The 18,129-nt window shown below is 56.4% G+C and carries 17 protein-coding genes; 13 read left to right on the top strand and 4 right to left on the bottom strand.

Annotated elements, in window-relative coordinates; genetic code table 11:
* The first annotated feature begins 875 nt into the window (after positions 1 to 875).
* The 5 genes from A2273_02020 to A2273_02040 all read left to right on the top strand — a co-directional run bounded on the left by A2273_02020 (position 876) and on the right by A2273_02040 (position 5,242).
* Positions 876 to 2,432 carry a methylmalonyl-CoA carboxyltransferase gene (locus tag A2273_02020; protein OGF07270.1) on the top strand — a complete coding sequence of 519 codons (1,557 nt, stop codon included), beginning with the start codon at positions 876 to 878 and terminating at the stop codon, positions 2,430 to 2,432.
* 61 nt (positions 2,433 to 2,493) lie between these two features.
* Positions 2,494 to 2,727: a hypothetical protein gene (locus A2273_02025; GenBank protein ID OGF07271.1), complete on the top strand. Its 234-nt coding sequence runs from the start codon at positions 2,494 to 2,496 to the stop codon at positions 2,725 to 2,727.
* A gap of 121 nt (positions 2,728 to 2,848) precedes the next feature.
* Positions 2,849 to 3,244 carry a hypothetical protein gene (locus A2273_02030; protein OGF07272.1) on the top strand — a complete coding sequence of 132 codons (396 nt, stop codon included), beginning with the start codon at positions 2,849 to 2,851 and terminating at the stop codon, positions 3,242 to 3,244.
* A gap of 36 nt (positions 3,245 to 3,280) precedes the next feature.
* A complete protein-coding gene (locus A2273_02035; protein OGF07273.1) occupies positions 3,281 to 4,798 on the top strand; it encodes a hypothetical protein in 1,518 nt (505 codons plus the stop codon).
* 81 nt (positions 4,799 to 4,879) lie between these two features.
* Positions 4,880 to 5,242 (top strand): hypothetical protein, encoded by a 363-nt coding sequence (locus tag A2273_02040; protein OGF07274.1) that lies wholly within the window; start codon positions 4,880 to 4,882, stop codon positions 5,240 to 5,242.
* 4 nt (positions 5,243 to 5,246) lie between these two features.
* Here A2273_02040 and A2273_02045 read toward each other — a convergent pair whose 3' ends face one another.
* Positions 5,247 to 5,474, bottom strand: a complete 228-nt coding sequence (locus A2273_02045; protein OGF07275.1) for a hypothetical protein — start codon at positions 5,472 to 5,474, stop codon at positions 5,247 to 5,249.
* Between the two features lie 59 nt (positions 5,475 to 5,533).
* Positions 5,534 to 6,409, bottom strand: coding sequence for a hypothetical protein (locus A2273_02050; GenBank protein OGF07276.1), 876 nt, complete (start codon positions 6,407 to 6,409; stop codon positions 5,534 to 5,536).
* Positions 6,410 to 6,767: 358 nt separating this feature from the next.
* Between A2273_02050 and A2273_02055 the strand changes: the two genes are divergently transcribed.
* The 4 genes from A2273_02055 to A2273_02070 all read left to right on the top strand — a co-directional run bounded on the left by A2273_02055 (position 6,768) and on the right by A2273_02070 (position 10,039).
* Positions 6,768 to 7,220, top strand: a complete 453-nt coding sequence (locus A2273_02055; protein OGF07277.1) for a hypothetical protein — start codon at positions 6,768 to 6,770, stop codon at positions 7,218 to 7,220.
* A gap of 104 nt (positions 7,221 to 7,324) precedes the next feature.
* Positions 7,325 to 7,630 carry a hypothetical protein gene (locus A2273_02060; protein OGF07278.1) on the top strand — a complete coding sequence of 102 codons (306 nt, stop codon included), beginning with the start codon at positions 7,325 to 7,327 and terminating at the stop codon, positions 7,628 to 7,630.
* A 29-nt stretch (positions 7,631 to 7,659) separates the two neighbouring features.
* Positions 7,660 to 9,150 (top strand): hypothetical protein, encoded by a 1,491-nt coding sequence (locus A2273_02065; GenBank protein ID OGF07279.1) that lies wholly within the window; start codon positions 7,660 to 7,662, stop codon positions 9,148 to 9,150.
* A 28-nt stretch (positions 9,151 to 9,178) separates the two neighbouring features.
* The gene (locus A2273_02070; protein ID OGF07280.1) at positions 9,179 to 10,039 is read left to right on the top strand and encodes a hypothetical protein; all 861 of its coding nucleotides are present in this window, start codon (positions 9,179 to 9,181) and stop codon (positions 10,037 to 10,039) included.
* 78 nt (positions 10,040 to 10,117) lie between these two features.
* Here the strand turns inward: A2273_02070 and A2273_02075 are convergent, their stop codons facing one another.
* Both A2273_02075 and A2273_02080 read right to left on the bottom strand, forming a co-directional pair.
* A complete protein-coding gene (locus A2273_02075) occupies positions 10,118 to 10,723 on the bottom strand; it encodes a hypothetical protein (protein ID OGF07281.1) in 606 nt (201 codons plus the stop codon).
* A gap of 238 nt (positions 10,724 to 10,961) precedes the next feature.
* Complete coding sequence (locus A2273_02080; protein OGF07282.1) at positions 10,962 to 14,810, bottom strand: hypothetical protein; 3,849 nt, start codon at positions 14,808 to 14,810, stop codon at positions 10,962 to 10,964.
* Between the two features lie 213 nt (positions 14,811 to 15,023).
* Here A2273_02080 and A2273_02085 point away from each other — a divergent pair, with 213 nt between their 5' ends.
* From A2273_02085 to A2273_02100, 4 genes are all read left to right on the top strand, one after another.
* Positions 15,024 to 16,007 (top strand): AAA family ATPase, encoded by a 984-nt coding sequence (locus tag A2273_02085; protein ID OGF07283.1) that lies wholly within the window; start codon positions 15,024 to 15,026, stop codon positions 16,005 to 16,007.
* A gap of 79 nt (positions 16,008 to 16,086) precedes the next feature.
* On the top strand, positions 16,087 to 16,485 hold the full coding sequence (locus A2273_02090; GenBank protein ID OGF07284.1) for a hypothetical protein: 399 nt from the start codon (positions 16,087 to 16,089) through the stop codon (positions 16,483 to 16,485).
* 207 nt (positions 16,486 to 16,692) lie between these two features.
* Positions 16,693 to 17,331 carry a hypothetical protein gene (locus A2273_02095; protein OGF07285.1) on the top strand — a complete coding sequence of 213 codons (639 nt, stop codon included), beginning with the start codon at positions 16,693 to 16,695 and terminating at the stop codon, positions 17,329 to 17,331.
* Between the two features lie 345 nt (positions 17,332 to 17,676).
* The gene (locus A2273_02100; GenBank protein OGF07286.1) at positions 17,677 to 18,018 is read left to right on the top strand and encodes a hypothetical protein; all 342 of its coding nucleotides are present in this window, start codon (positions 17,677 to 17,679) and stop codon (positions 18,016 to 18,018) included.
* The last annotated feature ends 111 nt before the right edge of the window (positions 18,019 to 18,129 follow it).

Genomic DNA, 18,129 nt, shown 5'->3' on the forward strand with positions numbered 1-18,129 from the left:
ATTAACTAAATTTAAGGAGAACCCAAGTGAAAAAAATATTGGCTTCCTTACTAATCGTAGCCTTCTGTATTTCAATGATAGGATGCGCTACCATTAAAGTGTCCGGCAATGCACAATTAGCCCCAAACACTTCTGTTGGCGAAAAGATTGCATCCAAGCGTGTATGGTATCTTTTCTGGGGCTTAGTACCATTAAACAACAATTCAACAGATAGCGTAATTCCACCGAATTCTAAGGTTAGAGTTGAAACAAAATATACACCTCTGGATTTTATCTTTAATATCTTTACTAGTGCCTTAACTATCAATTCCTTTACAGCAGAAGTTTACGAAGTAAAATAGATTACTATAATATCTTAAAGAAAAAGGGGCGTTATAAACGCCCCTTTTTGTATTTCCATTTTCTCCTTGAAATCCCCCACCTTTTCATATATAATAAGATTTTATGCGGCAACCGGTATCATGCTTTGCCGCAATACGGAGAAGCAGGATCGCTTCACTTCGAAAGTAGCATAATTTGCCAACCTCAGTGCAGGCTGCAGTCAGGCATTACGCCGCCTGGCAATTACCGTGCTTCCCTAAAGGGCAAAAGACAAGAACGCTAGTGTCGCCTTTGCTCTGCCGCTGGTCTAAGGCGGCCGTTAAGAATTTGCCGCTGTCTGAGCGCAGCGAGTCCGGTAAATTCAGGCCGACGGCCTGGGGCCGCCAAGCAGAGCAACAGCGACGAGCTTTGGTCTTTTTGGTTCTTTTTCTGTTTTGTCGACACAAAAGAGAAAAAGAACGTTGGTACTTTCGGTAGTGGATCCCCGGTCAAGCCGGGGATGACATGCGGATTCGGGGTCAAAACAAACTTTTAATATAAAAAGGTTTACCAAAATGTCTGAAAAGACCATTGAACAGATAATCAAGGCCCTGGAGGACCAAAAGGCGGTCATCTGCGACGCCGACGGCAAGCGGGCCGCCAAACAGCACGACAAGGGCAAGCTCTCGGCCCGGGAGCGCCTGGACCTTCTGCTGGACCCCCAGAGCTTCGTGGAATTCGACGCCTTCGTCAAGCACCGCTGCGACAACTTCGGCATGGACAAGGTGGAGATCCCGGCCGACGGCGTGGTCACCGGCTACGGCACCATCGAGGGCCGCCCGGTGTTCGTCTTCTCCCAGGATTTCACCGTAACCGGCGGTTCTTTGGGCGAGGCCCATGCTTTAAAGATCGTCAAGATGCAGGACATGGCCCTTAAGATGGGCGTCCCGGTCATCGGCATCAACGATTCCGGCGGAGCCCGCATCCAGGAGGGGGTGGATTCCCTGCGGGGCTACGGCATGATCTTCTTCCGCAACACCCGGGCCTCGGGGGTGATACCGCAGATCTCGGTGATACTGGGACCCTGCGCCGGCGGCGCGGTCTATTCCCCGGCCATCACCGATTTCGTGTTCATGGTGGACAAGGTCTCCAACATGTACATCACCGGCCCCCAGGTCATCAAGGCGGTGATGGGCGAGGACGTGGGGCTGGAGGAACTGGGCGGGGCCCAGGCCCACAACGCCGTCTCCGGCAACGGCCATTTCATCTATTCCTCGGAGGAGGACTGCTTCGCCGGGGTCCGCCAGCTGATCACCCTGCTGCCGGCCAACAATCTGGAGGATCCGCCGGTGGTGGAGACCGATAACGGGCCCGCCGGCCCGGACCTGGCGATGCGCGATATAGTCCCGGTCAATCCCAAGATGCCCTACGACGTCAAAGACATCATCGCCCGGGTGGTGGACAACGGGGACTTCCTGGAGGTGCACCAGCTTTACGCCCTCAACATCGTGGTGGGGCTGGGCCGCATCGCCGGGCAGACGGTGGGCATCGTGGCCAACCAGCCGCAGGTCCTGGCCGGCTGTCTGGACATCAACTCGTCCGACAAGGCCGCCCGCTTCATCCGCTTCTGCGACGCCTTCAACATCCCGTTGGTGACCTTCGTGGACTGCCCCGGCTACCTGCCCGGCAAACAGCAGGAGCACGGCGGCATCATCCGCCACGGCGCCAAGATATTGTTCGCCTACTCCGAGGCCACCGTGCCCAAGATCACCGTCACCCTGCGCAAATCCTACGGCGGGGCCCACATCGCAATGTGCAACAAGGACCTGGGCAGTGATCTGATGCTGGCCTGGCCCCAGAGCGAGATCGCGGTGATGGGCGCCTCCGGCGCGGTCAATGTGATCTTCCGCAAGCAGATCGACGCCGCCGGTGACAAGGAGAAGCGCCGCCTGGAGCTGATAGAGGAATACGAGACCATGTTCTCCAACCCCTACGAGGCCGCCAAGCGGGGCTACGTGGACGCGGTGATCCCGCCCGAGGACACCCGGGCAAGGATCGTCTCGGCCCTGGCCATACTCAAGACCAAGCGCGAGCAATCCCCGGCCAAGAAGCACGGAAATATTCCGCTGTAATTCCCTTCCGGGTACTGTTAACCTCCCCCGTCCCCTCCTTGTTCAAGGAGGGGATCAAGGGGTGGTCAAAGAAAATGTAAGCATTATAAAAACCAAACCGGATATGTTGATGCAGAAAAAATCACAGATCCCCCCCGAGGTCCAGACCGCCATCGCCGCCGCGCTGGGGCAGTATCTTAAGGATGACAAACTGGGCTACCACATAGTTTCCATGAAGCCGGTCCAGCAGAACCGGATCAGCCTGTGGGCCCTGACCGGCCGCCAGGAGATCATGACCGGATACCGGAAAAAGTAGGATATAAACCTGATCCACTGACCATCCAAGACAGCAAAGCTTAAAGATTATCTTGTCATTCCTGCGGAAGCAGGAATCCAGCAGAAATCAAAACATTTCAAATAAAAACAATGAGGATGCTATGTCTCGCAAGTATATCGTCAAGGTCAACAACAAGGCTTATGAGGTTGAGGTTGAAGAGGTCGGCAAAAGGTCCGCCCCCCCGGCACTGCCGGTACAGGCCGCTCCCCGGACCGTGATGGTGGCGCCGCCACCCGCCCCCGGCGCCCCGGCCAAGGCCGCCCCGGCGGCCGTGGCCGCCGGACAGAAGGCGGTCCAGGCCCCCATGACCGGCACCGTAATCAAGATACTGTGCCAGGTGGGCCAGGAGGTCAAGGATGGCGACGTCCTGCTGAAACTGGAGGCCATGAAGATGGAGACCTCCATATCCTCCCACCTGGCCGGCAAGGTCTCGGAGATCAGGGTGGCGGAAAGGCAGTCTGTGAGCTCCGGCGAAGTATTGGTGGTGCTGGCCTGATCTGCTGCAATCCTGTAATTTCAAGAGGTAGTCAAGATGTCTAAGAAGCCGGAAACCAGATCCGATATAAAAAAGGGCGGCCCGGAAGAACATATCGTCAATATCACCGAGACCGCCTTCCGGGACGCCCACCAGAGCCTGATCGCCACCCGGATGCGCACCCAGGACATGATCCCCATGATCGAGAAGATGGACCAGGTGGGCTACTGGTCCTTCGAGATGTGGGGCGGCGCCACCTTCGACACCATGCTGCGCTTTCTGGACGAGAATCCCTGGGACCGGATCAGGATATTCAAGAAGCACGCCAAGAAGACCAGGCTCCAGATGCTGCTGCGGGGGCAGAACCTGGTGGGCTACAAGCATTATGCCGACGATATCCTGGAGCATTTCATAAAGAAGGCCGCCGAGCTGGGGATCGATGTCTTCCGGGTGTTCGACGCCCTGAACGACATCCGCAACATGGAGAAGGCCATCGTCACCGCCAAAAAGACCGGGGCCACCGTTCAGGGGGCCATCAGCTACACCCTGAGCCCGGTTCACTCCATAGACGGCTTTGTGAAATTCGCCCGGGAGCTCAAGGAACTGGGCTGCGACATCATCACCATCAAGGACATGGCCGGGCTGATCTCCCCAGCCTCGGCCCGGGAACTGGTGGGCAAGCTGAAAAGCGAGGTGGGATTGCCGGTATGCCTGCACTCCCACTGCACCACCGGAATGGCCCCCACCTCCTACTTTGCCGCCGCCCAGGCCGGGGCCGATATACTGGACTGCGCCATATCCCCCTTCGGCTCCGGCACCAGCCAGCCGCCCACCGAGACCATGGCGGAGATGCTGGACAACAGCGGGTTCGGCCTGAAGCTGGACCGATCGCATTTTCTGGAGATCGCCGAGTATTTCCAGGAGATCAAGGACAGCGCCTACCAGCACCTGATCACCCCGGTGGCCGAGCGGGTGGACGTTCGGGCCCTGGTCTACCAGGTGCCGGGCGGGATGCTGACCAACATGGTATCCCAGCTGGAGAAGCAGAATGCCTCGGACAAGTTCGAGGCGGTGCTCAAGGAGATCCCCAGGGTCCGGGCCGAGCTGGGCTACGTTCCGCTGGTGACCCCCACCTCGCAGATCGTGGGCACCCAGGCCACCTTCAACGTCCTGGGCGGGGAAAGATATAAGATCATCATCCAGGAGGTCAAGGACCTCTGCAAGGGGTTATACGGCAAAACCCCGGCCCCCATCGACCCGCTGGTGATGAAAAAGGCCATCGGCGACGAAAAGCCCATCACCGACCGGCCGGCCGACCATATTGCCCCGGAATGGGATAAATGCAAAAAGGAGATGGCTGGCATCTCCGATAAGGAGGAGGATATCCTGTCCTACGCCCTGTACCCGGCGGTGGCCAAGGAATATTTTGCCGTCCAGCAGGACCCCCTGAAGAAGAAGGCCCGCCAGGAGTCACTTAAGGGCGGGGTGCCCGCTCCCGACGGCCATCCCCAGCGCCGTTTCGTGATGCGGGTCAACGGCGAGGATTACGACGTGGGCATAACCGAGATAGAATAAACCCAGGGTGCTTATGCCGTGCCCTGATAGATAATGTAAGGGTTTGATTAATCAAACCCCAACAAAAAGGAAACAAGATCGATGGATAAGAAAGTAGAGATCGGCGGAGGGCCGCTCAGCACCACCCTGGCCAAGGACACCAAGTGGAACGGAACATTGAAGGCCGAATCCGGGATACGGATCGACGGGGAGTTCGAGGGCCACCTGGAGACCAGCGGGACCCTGGTGGTAGGCAAGGGCGGCCTGGTGAAGGCCGAGATCAAGGTCAAGGATGCCATCATCGGAGGGAAAGTGGAGGGAAACATAACAGCCGCCAGCAAGGTTGAATTGCAAAGCGGCTCGGTCATGATGGGGGACATCAAAAGCCGGGGGATCATAATCGACAATGACGTGTTCTTCGACGGCCTGTCCAAGATGGCCGGCCAGAACGAACCCGGAAAATGATCTTTTAGCCCACCCCGATGAATTTCACATGGCCCTCGCCCAACAGCCTCTTATTGAACAAATTGAGGTTTTGGCGGGGGCCTGATATTTTGTAATCCAGCCGCTGGCACATCAGGGTCATTTGTTTTCCGGTTATCTGGATCTGAAGATCATGCTTGCCGGCCAGTTCCTGCAGCTTTTTTGCCAGATTGACCCAGCTGGGACCGACGATCCATTCTGCTTCGTACACCATTACCTCATTCATATGATGATATTTCTTTCTGGTTGGCCGGGGCTTTTTGGTCCCGGTTATTATTTTGGCAGACTGTCGTTATTGGTCACAATATAAGGCAGGGTCCAGATGCCGGCCGAGTATTCGGCAGTGCTGTCACCGAACAGGCTGGAGCCCAGGAGCACATCGATCGCCGCATGCCGCACCACCGGAGCAGTGATCACATCCAGCTTCCAGCAGAGGCTGAATTCAAACCGGCCCTGCCTCAGCATCGGCGCCCTCAGGTGATCCACCACCCCGTTCTCCAGGACCCTCCGGTGCATAAAAGCCCAGCAGGAATCGGAAGCCTGTTCCAGGCTGGCCCAGACCGTCAGGGTGACCTCCGCCCCCTGGTAGAATATAGGCATCTCCTCCCGCCTCAGCACCTGCCCGAACTCCTGCTGTTTGAACATCACCCTGGTCCGCAAACCCAGGTCACCCTCGATCCGGATGCTGTCTATTAAAACTTTATTGGCCGGATCGGCCGTCTGCACCACCATCGGCGAGGCCCCGTACACCCGCCAGCGGTCATTCCATTTCCTGAACCACACATACCGCAGTCCCCGGTCATCTATCGGCCTGGAGAAGGTGTCGCACACCCCGTTCTGATTGTTATCTATCACCAGGCGCCCGATAAAATCGGTGGTTATCAGGGCCGTGGCAAAGGTGCGGCTGGAGTCATAACTGATGCTGATATAATGCGATCCGTTTTCTATGCGCCGGCGGAAATAGATATCGGATGGAAAACTGTCGCTTTGGGGAGACGGTCCGCTGAAATCGGCCAGGCCGTCGTCGGCGTAATTTGAGTAATCGGCGTAGCCCGAAGAGGAAATAAGCAGATTGATGGCTTCGTCATCGCTGAGCTCGGGAGAGGCCGGATTTGACCTCCCGCATCCCGATTGTACGATAATTGCCAAAGATATGAAAATTAGGGGGCAAATATGCCTTTTCATCGCGTTTTCTCGGTTAATATACTGTCATTAGAGGCATTAAGCTATATATAGGTTTCCAAAAAGTTGCCCTTTCCACAATTACTGATCCAGCCGGATTAAACCTACAACTACTCCCCTATGTCAAATCTTGGGCTAAACAGTAGGTTATTATTCCATATTTTATCATTATGAATTACAATAAGTTACAGCTAATAAAATTTTCATTGTCAAACCACTTGACAATAAGACACTCAAGTGTTATATTATACCAATCAGCAAGCAATATTTGATCCCTGGCTTAAATAATTTCAGGAATAAAATATTATTTTCAAGGAGGTATGATATGAGACATGACCTGAACAAATGGGAGCCGGTGTCCGATATCGTTTCCCTTCAGGATGAGATGAACCGCCTTTTCCTGGACTTCTTCGGGCGGACCCCGGGAAGGCGTCTGGTGGGCGACAGCCTGTGGGCCCCGGTTATGGACATCGAGGAGACCCAGGACGATATCATCGTCAAGGCCGAGATCCCGGGCATGACCAAAGAGGACGTCAAGATCCAGGTCACCGGCGACATCATCACCATCTCCGGAGAGCGCAAGCGGGAGGAGGAGAACAGGGACAAGACCTACCACCGGATAGAGCGCAGCTACGGCCAGTTCCAGCGGATGATCACCCTGCCCGGCGAGGTCCAGTCGGCCAAGGCCAAAGCTTCCTACGAGAACGGGGTGTTGACCATCAAGCTGCCCAAATCCGAGGAGGTCAAGCCCAAGGAGATCTCAATTGACATTAAATGACCACTCAAAAGACGCTTAGGATATCCGCTCCGGCTGAAAATATCGGCCGGAGCTGTCTTGGTATTTATGATGCTGCAATTTTTTTATTAAAAGGCTGACGATCTATGCCCGAACTTCACCCCCAGACCCCCCTGTATTCCATCAGCGTGGCCGCCCGGCTGGTGGGCCTGCATCAGCAGACCTTAAGGATGTATGAGCGCCTGGGGCTGGTCTCCCCGGCCCGGATCAGCGGCCGCATCAGGCTTTACTCCCAGGCGGACATCGAGGAGATCGAGTACATAGTATACCTGGTCAGGGTGAAGCGGGTGAATCTGGCCGGGGTCCGCCTGATCCTGGAGATGGTCGAGGATCCCCGGCAGACCATCGATAATCTGCGGAAGGAACACCAAGCTCCGATAGATGCCGAATGATCTTATTATAATTTATAAGGAGACCTGAAATGTCTGGCAGATCGAGAAAATTTCCCGCCTTTGAGCAGAGGACGGTCATGGCCGGGATCATCGGGCTGATAGCCGGCTTGATACTGTCCTCCGGGCTTAACTGGACCGCCTGTTCCCGGGCGGAGAACCCCAACCCGGCGGTGAATGCCGAATATAAGAGCCCCTTTGTGGCGGTGGCCAAAATGGTCGGACCGGCGGTGGTCAACATCCAGTCCAGGAAATACATCGAGCGGCCCGGCTACAGTTTCCAGGGGCCGTTCGAGGATCTCTTCCGGGAATTCTTCGGCGAGATCCCCCAGCGCGAACCACAGAAACAGAAGGTGGAGGGCCAGGGCTCCGGCTTCATCATCGATAAAAAGGGGCTGATCCTGACCAACAACCATGTGGTGGCCGGGGGCGGCGAGTTGACGGTGAAGCTCTCCGACAGCCGGGAATTCCGGGCCGAGGTGGTGGGCACCGACCCCCGCACCGACGTCGCGGTCATCCGGCTGAAGGGTCTCAAGACCGACCTGCCGGATGCCGAAGTGGCCCTTCTGGGCAACTCCGACGATATCGAGGTGGGCGATTATGCCATTGCCATCGGCAACCCCTTCGGACTGGAGCGCACCGTAACCCAGGGGATCGTCTCCTTCAAGGGGCGCAGCGGCCTGCCCATCGCCGGCGGGGGGCCGCTGTACCAGGACTTCATCCAGACCGACGCCTCCATCAACTTCGGGAATTCCGGAGGTCCGTTGACCGATATCAGGGGGCAGGTCATCGGCATCAATACTGCCATCAACCCGGCCGGCCAGGGGATCGGCTTTGCCATCCCCATCAACCTGGCCAAGAATGTGGCCGACCAGCTGATCTCCACCGGCAGGGTGGTGCGGGGCTACCTGGGAGTGCTGCCCCAGGAGCTGACGGCCGATCTGGCCGAAGGTTTGGGCCTGAAGAGCGCCAGCGGTGTGTTGGTAGCCAAGGTGGAGGACGGCACCCCGGCCGACAAGGCCGGGCTGAAGGACCAGGATGTGATAGTAAGATTCAACGACCAGGAGACCCCCAACGTGGCCAAATTCCGCCAGGTGGTGGCCGATGCTAAAGTGGGAGCCCGGGTCAAGATGGTGATCTTCCGCAATAAAAAGGAAAAGACCATCACCGCACAGATCGGCGAGATGCCCGGCGAGGAGGTGGCCCAGGCCGGCCAGGAGAAGCCGGATAAACCATGGTTGGGGATCAAGGAAGTTATCTCGATTTCATCCGAAGAGGCAAAGGCTGCCGGCATCAAAGACAAGGAGGGCGTGGTTGTCAAAAGCATCGAAAGCGGCTCGGCGGCTGATGCTGCCGGTCTGCGGGCCGGGGACATCATCAAAAAGATCGACGGACAGACGGTAAAGACTGTCGCGGATTATTCTCAGGCCCTGGGTAGCAAGCGCCAGGAAAGCCGTCCAGTGGTATTTTTGATCAAGCGCGGAGAGGCTTTGCGATTTTTTGCCGTCAGGCCGGGAAAATAGCTGTTTTTTTAAGAAAGCGAATTGATATATGAGTTATCGGGAAATTGCCTATAATGACGATCCGTCGCTGGATATCTACCTCAAGGAGATCAGCCGGGTCCCCCTGCTGTCGCCGGACCAGGAGCTGGCCCTGGCCCAGCAGGCCAAGGCGGGCATCAAGGCCGCCATCGACCGGCTGACCGAGAGCAATCTGCGCTTCGTGGTGTCCACCGCCAAGGAATTCCAGGGCCGGGGGCTTTCCCTGGCCGACCTCATCAACGAAGGCAATGTGGGGCTGATGAAGGCGGTCCAGCGGTTCGAGCCGTCCCGGGGATATCGTTTCAACACCTATGCCGTGTGGTGGATCAGGCAGGCCATGCTGAAGGCCATCGCCGAACAGACCCGGACCATCCGGCTGCCCATGAACCGCATTGAGAAGCTGACCCGGCTGAACCGGGCCATCGAGGAGATAAAGAGCGACCCCGGCTACAACGGCGCCCCGCCCACCGTCAAGCAGATATCCAAAAAGGCCAGGATCCCGGTGGAGGAGATCCGCGATCTGCTGGGTTACAGCGCCAACCAGGTCTCCCTGGATGCCCCGTTGTCGGAGGACGGCGAGACCAGTCTTTCGGAGATAGTGGAGCATCCCCGCTTCAGATCACCCGAGGAAACGTTGAAGAGCAAGACCATGGACAGCGACATCAAGCAGGCCTTTTCGGTGCTGACCCCGCGGGAGGTCAGGGTGCTGAAGCTTTATTACGGACTGGACGATAACGACCATGGAACGCTGGACTCCATTGGGCAGAAGATGAACATCTCCCGGGAACGGGTGCGGCAATTGAGGGATCGGGCACTACGGAAGATCAAACTGGCCACCGAGGGCGGCCGGCTGAAGGCCTATCTGAGCTGAATTCAGGCAATGATAAAAGGGGGCGTCGTTTGACGCCCCCTTTTTACTGTCCCAGGATATTTCCGTCTGAAGTTCTTTTTATCCGAAAAGCCTGACCATATAAATTATGATTATCACCAGCAGCACCATGCAGGTGGTCTGGATGCTGCGGCGGTCGGAGCGGAAACCGGCTTTGAAATCACCCCTCTCCGGGTAAGGTTTGGGATAAGGGGTCAGACGGGGCAGCCAGCGGGGCACCGCTTTATAATATTCATCATAGACCTCCCCCAGGCTCCGGCGGATGGTGTCCTCCTCCACCGCCACGATGAAGCCATATTGTAGGGCGAAGGCTATTATGAATACAGGCAGGAGCCAGGGGATGGCGACGGCCTCCGAGATCATCAGGGACCACTTGGACGGCCAGGCCGCCAGGCAGACCCCCAGGCTCAGCAGGAGATTGCCGACATAGAGCGGATTGCGGACATAAGAGAACGGGCCGCCGGTGATCAGATTGCCCACCCCCGGCTCCAGGGTCCGGGTGGCCCCTCCGGCGTAGGACACCGCCCAGATGCGGGTCAGCTCTCCGGCCAGGGCCACCAGTAGGCCCAAAGAGATGGACCATAAGGTCGGCTTGGCCAGGACCAAAGTTGCCAGCAGCAGCGGTATCGGGGTGTAGCTGCGCCATTTGAAGAACAGGTTGCCCAAGGTTGTTTTCACTTTAGGTCTCCGATTTTTAATTATTACTTCGGCAAATAAATAGCGCAATGTGTCATTCTCGCGAATGCGGGAATCCAGGCCTGGATGCCCGTTTTCACGGGCATGACAACAAGGATGTTCAAAAACGGGTAAGGATTATTAATCTATTTAATTGCCAGAGTAATATTATATAAACACCCCTGCCTGTCCTGGCGAGCATGTTTTATCAGATCCTATTTCCAGGGTTTCAGAGGCTGGCCTCCAGCACCGCCCCCCGATGTTCCAACTCCTTCATCACCGCCTTTTCGGCGCACCATTCCAGGCGGTTCCTGACATCCCGGAAATCGGTCTGGTCCATGTAGATATTGCGGTAGGCGGCCACCGCCCCGCCATAATTGCCGAGGGACTCGTAGCACTGTCCCAGCAGGTAACAAACCTCCATCTGGTAACGGCTGTAGGGATGCCCCTCCAGGGGAACCTGCCTCAGCAGTTCCATGGCCGTGACCGCTTCCCGGCGTCCCCAGAAGGCCCTGGCCAGGGTAAGCACCCGGCGGTTGGCCAGCTCTTCGTCCAGCGGTTTGAAATTGAGCAGGTTTATGGCGGCATCGAATTTCTGGATGATTATCAGCTTGTTGGCCAGGTCCAGTTTTCGGAACTGGTCGTCCGGCGCCTCCTGCAGCGCCTGGTAGGATTTATCGATCTCCACCTGCAGGCGGCGGGAGGCAAAGCGACGCAGGGCGCTGAAGACCTCGTTGGCGTCGGACATCATCCCCCGGACCTGGTCCATGGCCTCATCGGCCTTGGCCTCATCCCTCAGGGCCAGATGGGTCTCGGCCAGGAAGAAAAGGATCCTCATCCGGCGTTCGGGATCGGTCATCCTTCCGGAGGCCTGGGATAGCATGTCGCGGGCTTGGATGAATTTGCCCAGCTCAAAATAGATGGTCCCCAGCGCTTCGTAGATCTCCGGCAGCTGGGGATTGGCCGGCAGCATCTTCTCTATCTCCGCCGCCGCGGTGGGCCGGAAGGCATTGTCCAGCTCGCAGGCCCTCATATACCCGGCCACCGCCTCGGGCAGCCGTCCCTGGTCGGCCAGGATCCGGGAGCTCAAAATGACCGCCAGCACCAGGCCGGGATCGAGGGAGACCATCTCCTCCAGCTGGGCTAATATCTTGGCCCGCTCATTTCCATCGGCCTTATATATCGCTTGGTATTCCCGGACCTCGGCCTCGGGCTGGTTATTTTTGCGGTGAAGTTCGGCCAGCAGATATCTGGCCTCCAGCAGATCCGGCTTTTCCGCGATGATGGCCTGCAGCTCATGGCCCACCGCCTCCGCCAGGCTCTGGTCCCCGGCCAGGGCGCTTTTTAGAAGCTCAATGCTCTGCTGATAATTGGCCCGCAGGCGGTATATCCTGGCCAGCAGGACCTGATTGGACAGGTTCCGGGGATCCTTCTCCTGGGATATGCGCAGCAGGCTGATGGCCTGTTCATAAAGATCGGGGTCGGCACTTACCGCCGATTCTATCAGCTGGCCGGCCTGGTCGATATCCCCGTTGACGATGTAGGCCCGGGCCAAGGCCAGGCTGATCCGGAAGTTTTCCGGGTTGGCCGACAGCAATTTTCGGTAAAGCGCCTCGGCCCCGGCAAAATTATCCGGGGCGATGTCCATCAGCTGGCTTAGCGCGGCCAGCGAGGCATCGGTATTCTTCAGGACGATATCCATCCGGGCCTCGGCCAGCAGGGCTTTGGCATTGGCCGGCTCCAGCTTCTGGATGCTTCTGAGGTCGGCGGCGATGTTCTCGGCCAGCCGGGGATCCTTCTCGCCCGCCAGCATCAATTCATCGATGGCCGGGTCGAATATCCGCTGATGCATCAGGACCCTGGCCAGAGCGTAATGCCCGGCCAGGCTGGTGACATCTATCTCCAGCAGGCGTTTCAATGATCCGGCCGCCTCGACCGACAGGGCGCCATCCAGCTCCGAGGCCTTCATCAGGCTGCCGGCCGCCTTGGTCAGTTCGCCCCTTTCCAGGGATATCTGCCCCAGCCGCAGGTATGCCCCGGCTCCGCTTTGGTCCGGCCAGCGAGAGACTATCTGCTCGGCTTTTTGGAAGGCCCGGTCCAGCAGTTTCTCCTGATATAGCAGTTCCAGCTGCAGCATCTGCAATTCGACATTGTCGGGGCTCTTCGCCAGCAGCTGGTTTAATTTTTCGGTGACCTTGGCCACCATGGTCTTGTCGTAGCGGATGGCCGACAGCAGGGCCGAGGCCATGTCCTCCATTTTCCCGTCGTCCTGATAGCTTTCGGCCAGGGCCAGCTGCAGGTGAGCCGCCTGGGGATGTTTCCGGGAGATCTCCTCCAAGGCTTTTTTGGCCGGCCGGGAAGTCCTCTCGTCCCTGGCCAGTTGTAACAGCAACTCGGCCGACCTTTGATGCTGTCCGGCCTCGGCCAGGGCCGCCGCTTTCACAAAATCTATGGCCGGGTGGGATTGTCCCGATCCCTCCAGTTGGGAGCAGATGTCGATCAAGGCGGAATTAAAATCCTGGCCGTCCAGGTAGGAGGCTCTTTCCAGGATGGGCAGATATTCGGCCCAGCTGTCCGGATGGCGCTTGGCCAGCTCCGCTCCGAACAGGGCGCTTTCCTTGAAGCGCGTTCCTTTCACCAGAATATCCAGCAAGGCGATCATTGGTGCCATATCCGAGGGATCCTGGGCCACCATCTTCTGCAGGCCGGCCAGGGCCTTTTCCTGGGGCTCCTTTCCCAGCCCGGCCAGATAGCGGTAGACCGGTATGGCTTTGGCCCGGTCCTGCCGTATCAGGTAGCATTCCGCCAGGTAATTCAGGGCCTCTGGCTGGTCAAGGCCGGATTTCAGGATGGCGTCCAGTTTTTCCAGTGCCAGGTCCACCAGAGAGATGTCCTGGTCGACTATTTCATGTATGGCGCTAATGGCCTGGCCGTTCTGTTTGGCCGATATATAGGCATCGATGATCTTGGTGGCCGCCTCGAAATTTCCGGGGGACCTCTCCATGATCTTCCTATAGCGGCCCAGTATCTCCTCCAGCCGCTGGGGTTCCAGCTCGGCCACCCTGGCATACCCGGCCATGGCCAGATCCAGTTTGTCTGAATCGAGCGACAGGTCCCCCAACAGCATATGGGCTCCGGCCATTCCGGGATCCAGTTTGACGATCTCCCGCAGGGTGTTTATCCAGTTATCGACGTGCTGGCGGTCCAATGAAGCCAGTTTGCTGATCTGGGCAAAGGCTTTGGCGGCGTCCTGCTTTTGAAGATGGAGCCGGAGCGACAGGGACAGCATCTCGATATTGTCGGGATCTTGCTGGGAGAAACCCTCCAGCTTGTCGATCACCCGGTCGGCCGCCCCGCTTTTGGCCGCTTCGACATACAACTCCAATGCCCGTTCCTTCTTGTCCAGCGACAGCAGGATGTCCCCGTGCTTGAGCATGGTATCGGTGTCCCCGGGATGATAGGAGGCCAGCTTGGCCGCCGCGGCCATCACGTTGTTCCCCTCGTCCTGGGATCGGACCAGAATATTCTCCAGGATCTCCATGGCCTGGGATATCTGGCCCCGGCGCTCGGTAAGCAGGGCGGTCCCGTAATAGGTGGTCATTTCGCGGGCCACCGTCCCGGCCGGCTTGGCCGGCCCCTGATAATGATCCAATGATTCCTTCAGCTTGTTGTATCGGGCGTACATCACGTCCACATCGTGGCTGCCCAATTCCTTGACCAGCTTCACCGCTGCATCGAAATTCCTTTTCCCCAGGTTCATCTCGAAGGCCAGATCGCCCATCTCCGGCAGCTGGCCGTCGGAGAAGAAGAACCTCTCGGCCAGCTCCATGATCTCCCCGCTGCGGCTGGGCACCAGGGTCACCGCATTCTTCAGGGCCATCACCGCATCCCGGCCCTTTTTGTCGGCCAGCTGGGCGGAGGCCAGGGCCAGCAGCAGTTCGTAATCCTCGGCGCTGTTCTTCAGGCCCGAAGCCAACAGTTCGGCGGCCTTGGAATGCTTGCCCTCGCTCCTCAGCTTCTCGGATTTCTGCAGGATCTGGTCCTTGGTAAGTAGGAAAAAATCGGCTAATGGGGACATCTCGTGCTCCTTGGGTTTTATGTATCCGCAATAGAAACGATCGCCATAAAAGACCGCCTTAATTTGTAAAATTAACATATCGGGAAAGGGATGTCAAGAAACAAATATCATTGCCAACGATATTCCCCGGCCCCCTGCCCGGCAAAATTTCCGTTGACTTATCCCTCCCCCATTTGTTAGACTAATAGCCAATGATTTTAAGGAGCGCACCCATTGAAAGAGAACCAGAACGACCGGCAGACGATCGAAAAACTGAACCTGGCCCGGCGGGACCTGAAAAAGGAACTGGCCAAGGTGATCATTGGGCAGGAGACAGTGCTGGACCAGCTGCTGACCGCCCTGCTGACCAACGGCCACGTCCTGCTGGTGGGCGTCCCCGGCCTGGCCAAGACCCTGATAATAAACACCCTGGCCCAATGCCTGAACTTAAGCTTCAACCGGGTGCAGTTCACCCCGGACCTGATGCCCTCGGATATCACCGGCACCGACATCATCGAGGAAGAACCCGGCAGCCGCCAGAGATCTTTCAAGTTCATCAAAGGCCCCATCTTTGCCAACGTGGTGCTGGCCGATGAGATCAACCGCACCCCGCCCAAGACCCAGGCCGCCCTGCTGCAGGCCATGCAGGAGCGCAAGGTGACCGCCGGCGGAAACACCTACAAGCTGGACGAGCCGTTCTTCGTACTGGCCACCCAGAACCCCATCGAGCAGGAGGGCACCTATCCCCTGCCCGAGGCACAGCTGGACCGCTTCATGTTCAATGTATTGGTGGATTATCCCTCCCTGGCCGAGGAGATGGAGATCGTCAAGACCACCACCTCGGCCTACCAGGCCGACATCCGGCCGGTATTGAGCGGCCGGCAGATCATCGAGCTGCAGCAGCTGGTGCGGCGGGTGCCGGTGGCCGACCAGGTAATAGAATATGCCGTAGGGCTGGTCCAGAAAAGCCGTCCCAAAAGCGAAACAGCCCCGGAATACGTAAAAGAATACGTCTCCTGGGGGGCCGGTCCCAGGGCCTCGCAGTATCTGATACTGGGAGCCAAGGCCCTGGCCATCATGGACGGGCGGTTGGCCCCGTCGATCGATGACGTCCGGACCCTGGCCCTGCCGGTCCTGCGGCACCGGATAATCACCAATTTCAACGCCGAGGCGGCCGGGGTGGATTCGGTGGAGGTGATCAAACGGCTGGTATCGTAGCAGAAGCTGATTTATCTCGCAAAGACACAAAGGACACAAAGATTCAAATACCGATACTGCAACTCCAAAATTTACCGCTATGGATTCTTTTCAAATCTCCACCGCTTACCGCAGCCAGTTTATTGACATCACCAGCCAGGTGCAGAGGCTGGTCTCCGATATTAAGATCACCGAAGGACGGTGTCACATCTGGGTGCCGCATACCACCGCCGGGCTGACCGTCAACGAGAATGCCGACCCTTCGGTGGTCGAGGATATACTAAGACAGCTGGACCGGATGGTTCCCTGGGAGAACCACTACCGGCACGGCGAGGGCAACTCGGCCGCCCACATCAAATCCAGCCTGCTGGGCTGCCAGCTGACGGTCATGATCAAAGGCGGCCATCTGCAGCTGGGCACCTGGCAGGGCATCTATTTCTGCGAATTCGACGGCCCGCGCCAAAGGCAGGTGTGGGTGGAGATTTGTCCTAAAAGTTGAGATGACAATGGCACACGGATCTGCACGGATAGATTCTTTTGGAAAAGACACATAATTGTTATAATGAACTGCCTAAATCTGCGGGAATCGTCCGGCGCCACAGTCTGCCACAATATAAGACGGCTATGGACGACGGCGTCCGTGTCCCAAAAACATCCCTAAATATTTCTTGACAATGCTATTCACTTATCATATACTATTTCTACTATGAGCAGTTACAAAGTGTTAGTGGCCGATGACGAGCCGAATATCGTTAAGATCATGGAGTTCGAGCTCAAGAAGAGCGGCTACCAGGTGACTACCGCCTTTGACGGACAGGAAGCCCTGGAGCTCATTAAAAACAATCCTCCGGATCTGATCCTGTCGGACATCATGATGCCCAATATGGACGGCTACGAGCTGTGCCGCGAGGTCAAAAAGGACCCCAACTTGCGGGGCATCCCGTTCATTTTCCTGACCGCCAAGACCGGCTTGGAGAACCGCATTCAGGGCTACGTGTTGGGCGCCACCAAGTACATAACCAAGCCCTGCGCCCGGCAGGAACTGCTGAAGACCATAGACATGCGCCTGCGGCTGGCCGAGGAGGCCAAGAAGCTTTTTGAGCAGAAGGCCAGGACCTTCCAGGGAGACCTCTCCATCATCTCGGTGTTCAGCCTGATTGACATGTTCTCCATCGGAGGATGGAGCGGATCTATAGAGATGACCAGCCCGGACGGCAAGAAAGGCCGGATAGACATAACCGATGCCATGCTCACCAAATACACTTTGGAGGGGCAGTCCGGTGATGAGATATTGCCCCTGTTGCTGTCCTGGACCCAGGGAAAATTTACCGCCGAGAGATTTTAAAAACCCGCCGAACCGGCGGGTTTTATATTAAGTAGGCACCGGTTCATTTCAGCCCCAAGACCACCGAAATATATACCCATGTGTCGAAGCAAAGCCTTGGCAAAATAATCAGCCCGTTACAGACTGAAAATAAAGAAAAAATGATTGACTTGCACTTTTTCAAAAGCTATAATTGACTAGGTGCGTTAAGCTAACCACTGGTTGGGGGTATACGCACCTTCTAAAGGCATCCAAAACCAAAAATACACGCACTTTGCAAAGCCAATAGTTAGCGGTGATTATAAAAAAGCCAAGAATACTTTATGGAATTTAATAGACAAATGCATCCTTTAAATGGAAAACAAAATGAAAAAACTAACAGTTGCAATATTGTTTCTTGTGTGCTTCACATTGACTGGATGTTCACAAAAAGAAACAACAGAAAAAGAAATTAATACAGTAAACAAAACTGTGCAAGACACAATTAGTGTGGGATGGCCTAATGATATTAACGGACTAATCGACCATTTAAACACTTGGTATAAAGATGAGTTAGACGCTTATGAACGTCCTAATGCTTATCCCAATCTTGCAACTAGCGGTGAAACCAATGGATGGGTTGAGGAGCATAAAAGGATGCTCAAAGAATTAGGAGCAAACGTTTTTTGGAATAAAGAAAAGAAGCGATACGAATTAGTGAAGAAATAACTACCGCTAACACGGCATCAGAAAAAACGCTGGTGCATTGCGTATTTATACAAAATCACTGTCTTTAAACTTCATTAATGGCGGATAATGAAACGCGGCAAAAACCCGTGC

Source organism: Candidatus Edwardsbacteria bacterium RifOxyA12_full_54_48, from assembly GCA_001777915.1.
GTDB lineage: Bacteria > Edwardsbacteria > AC1 > AC1 > EtOH8 > UBA2226.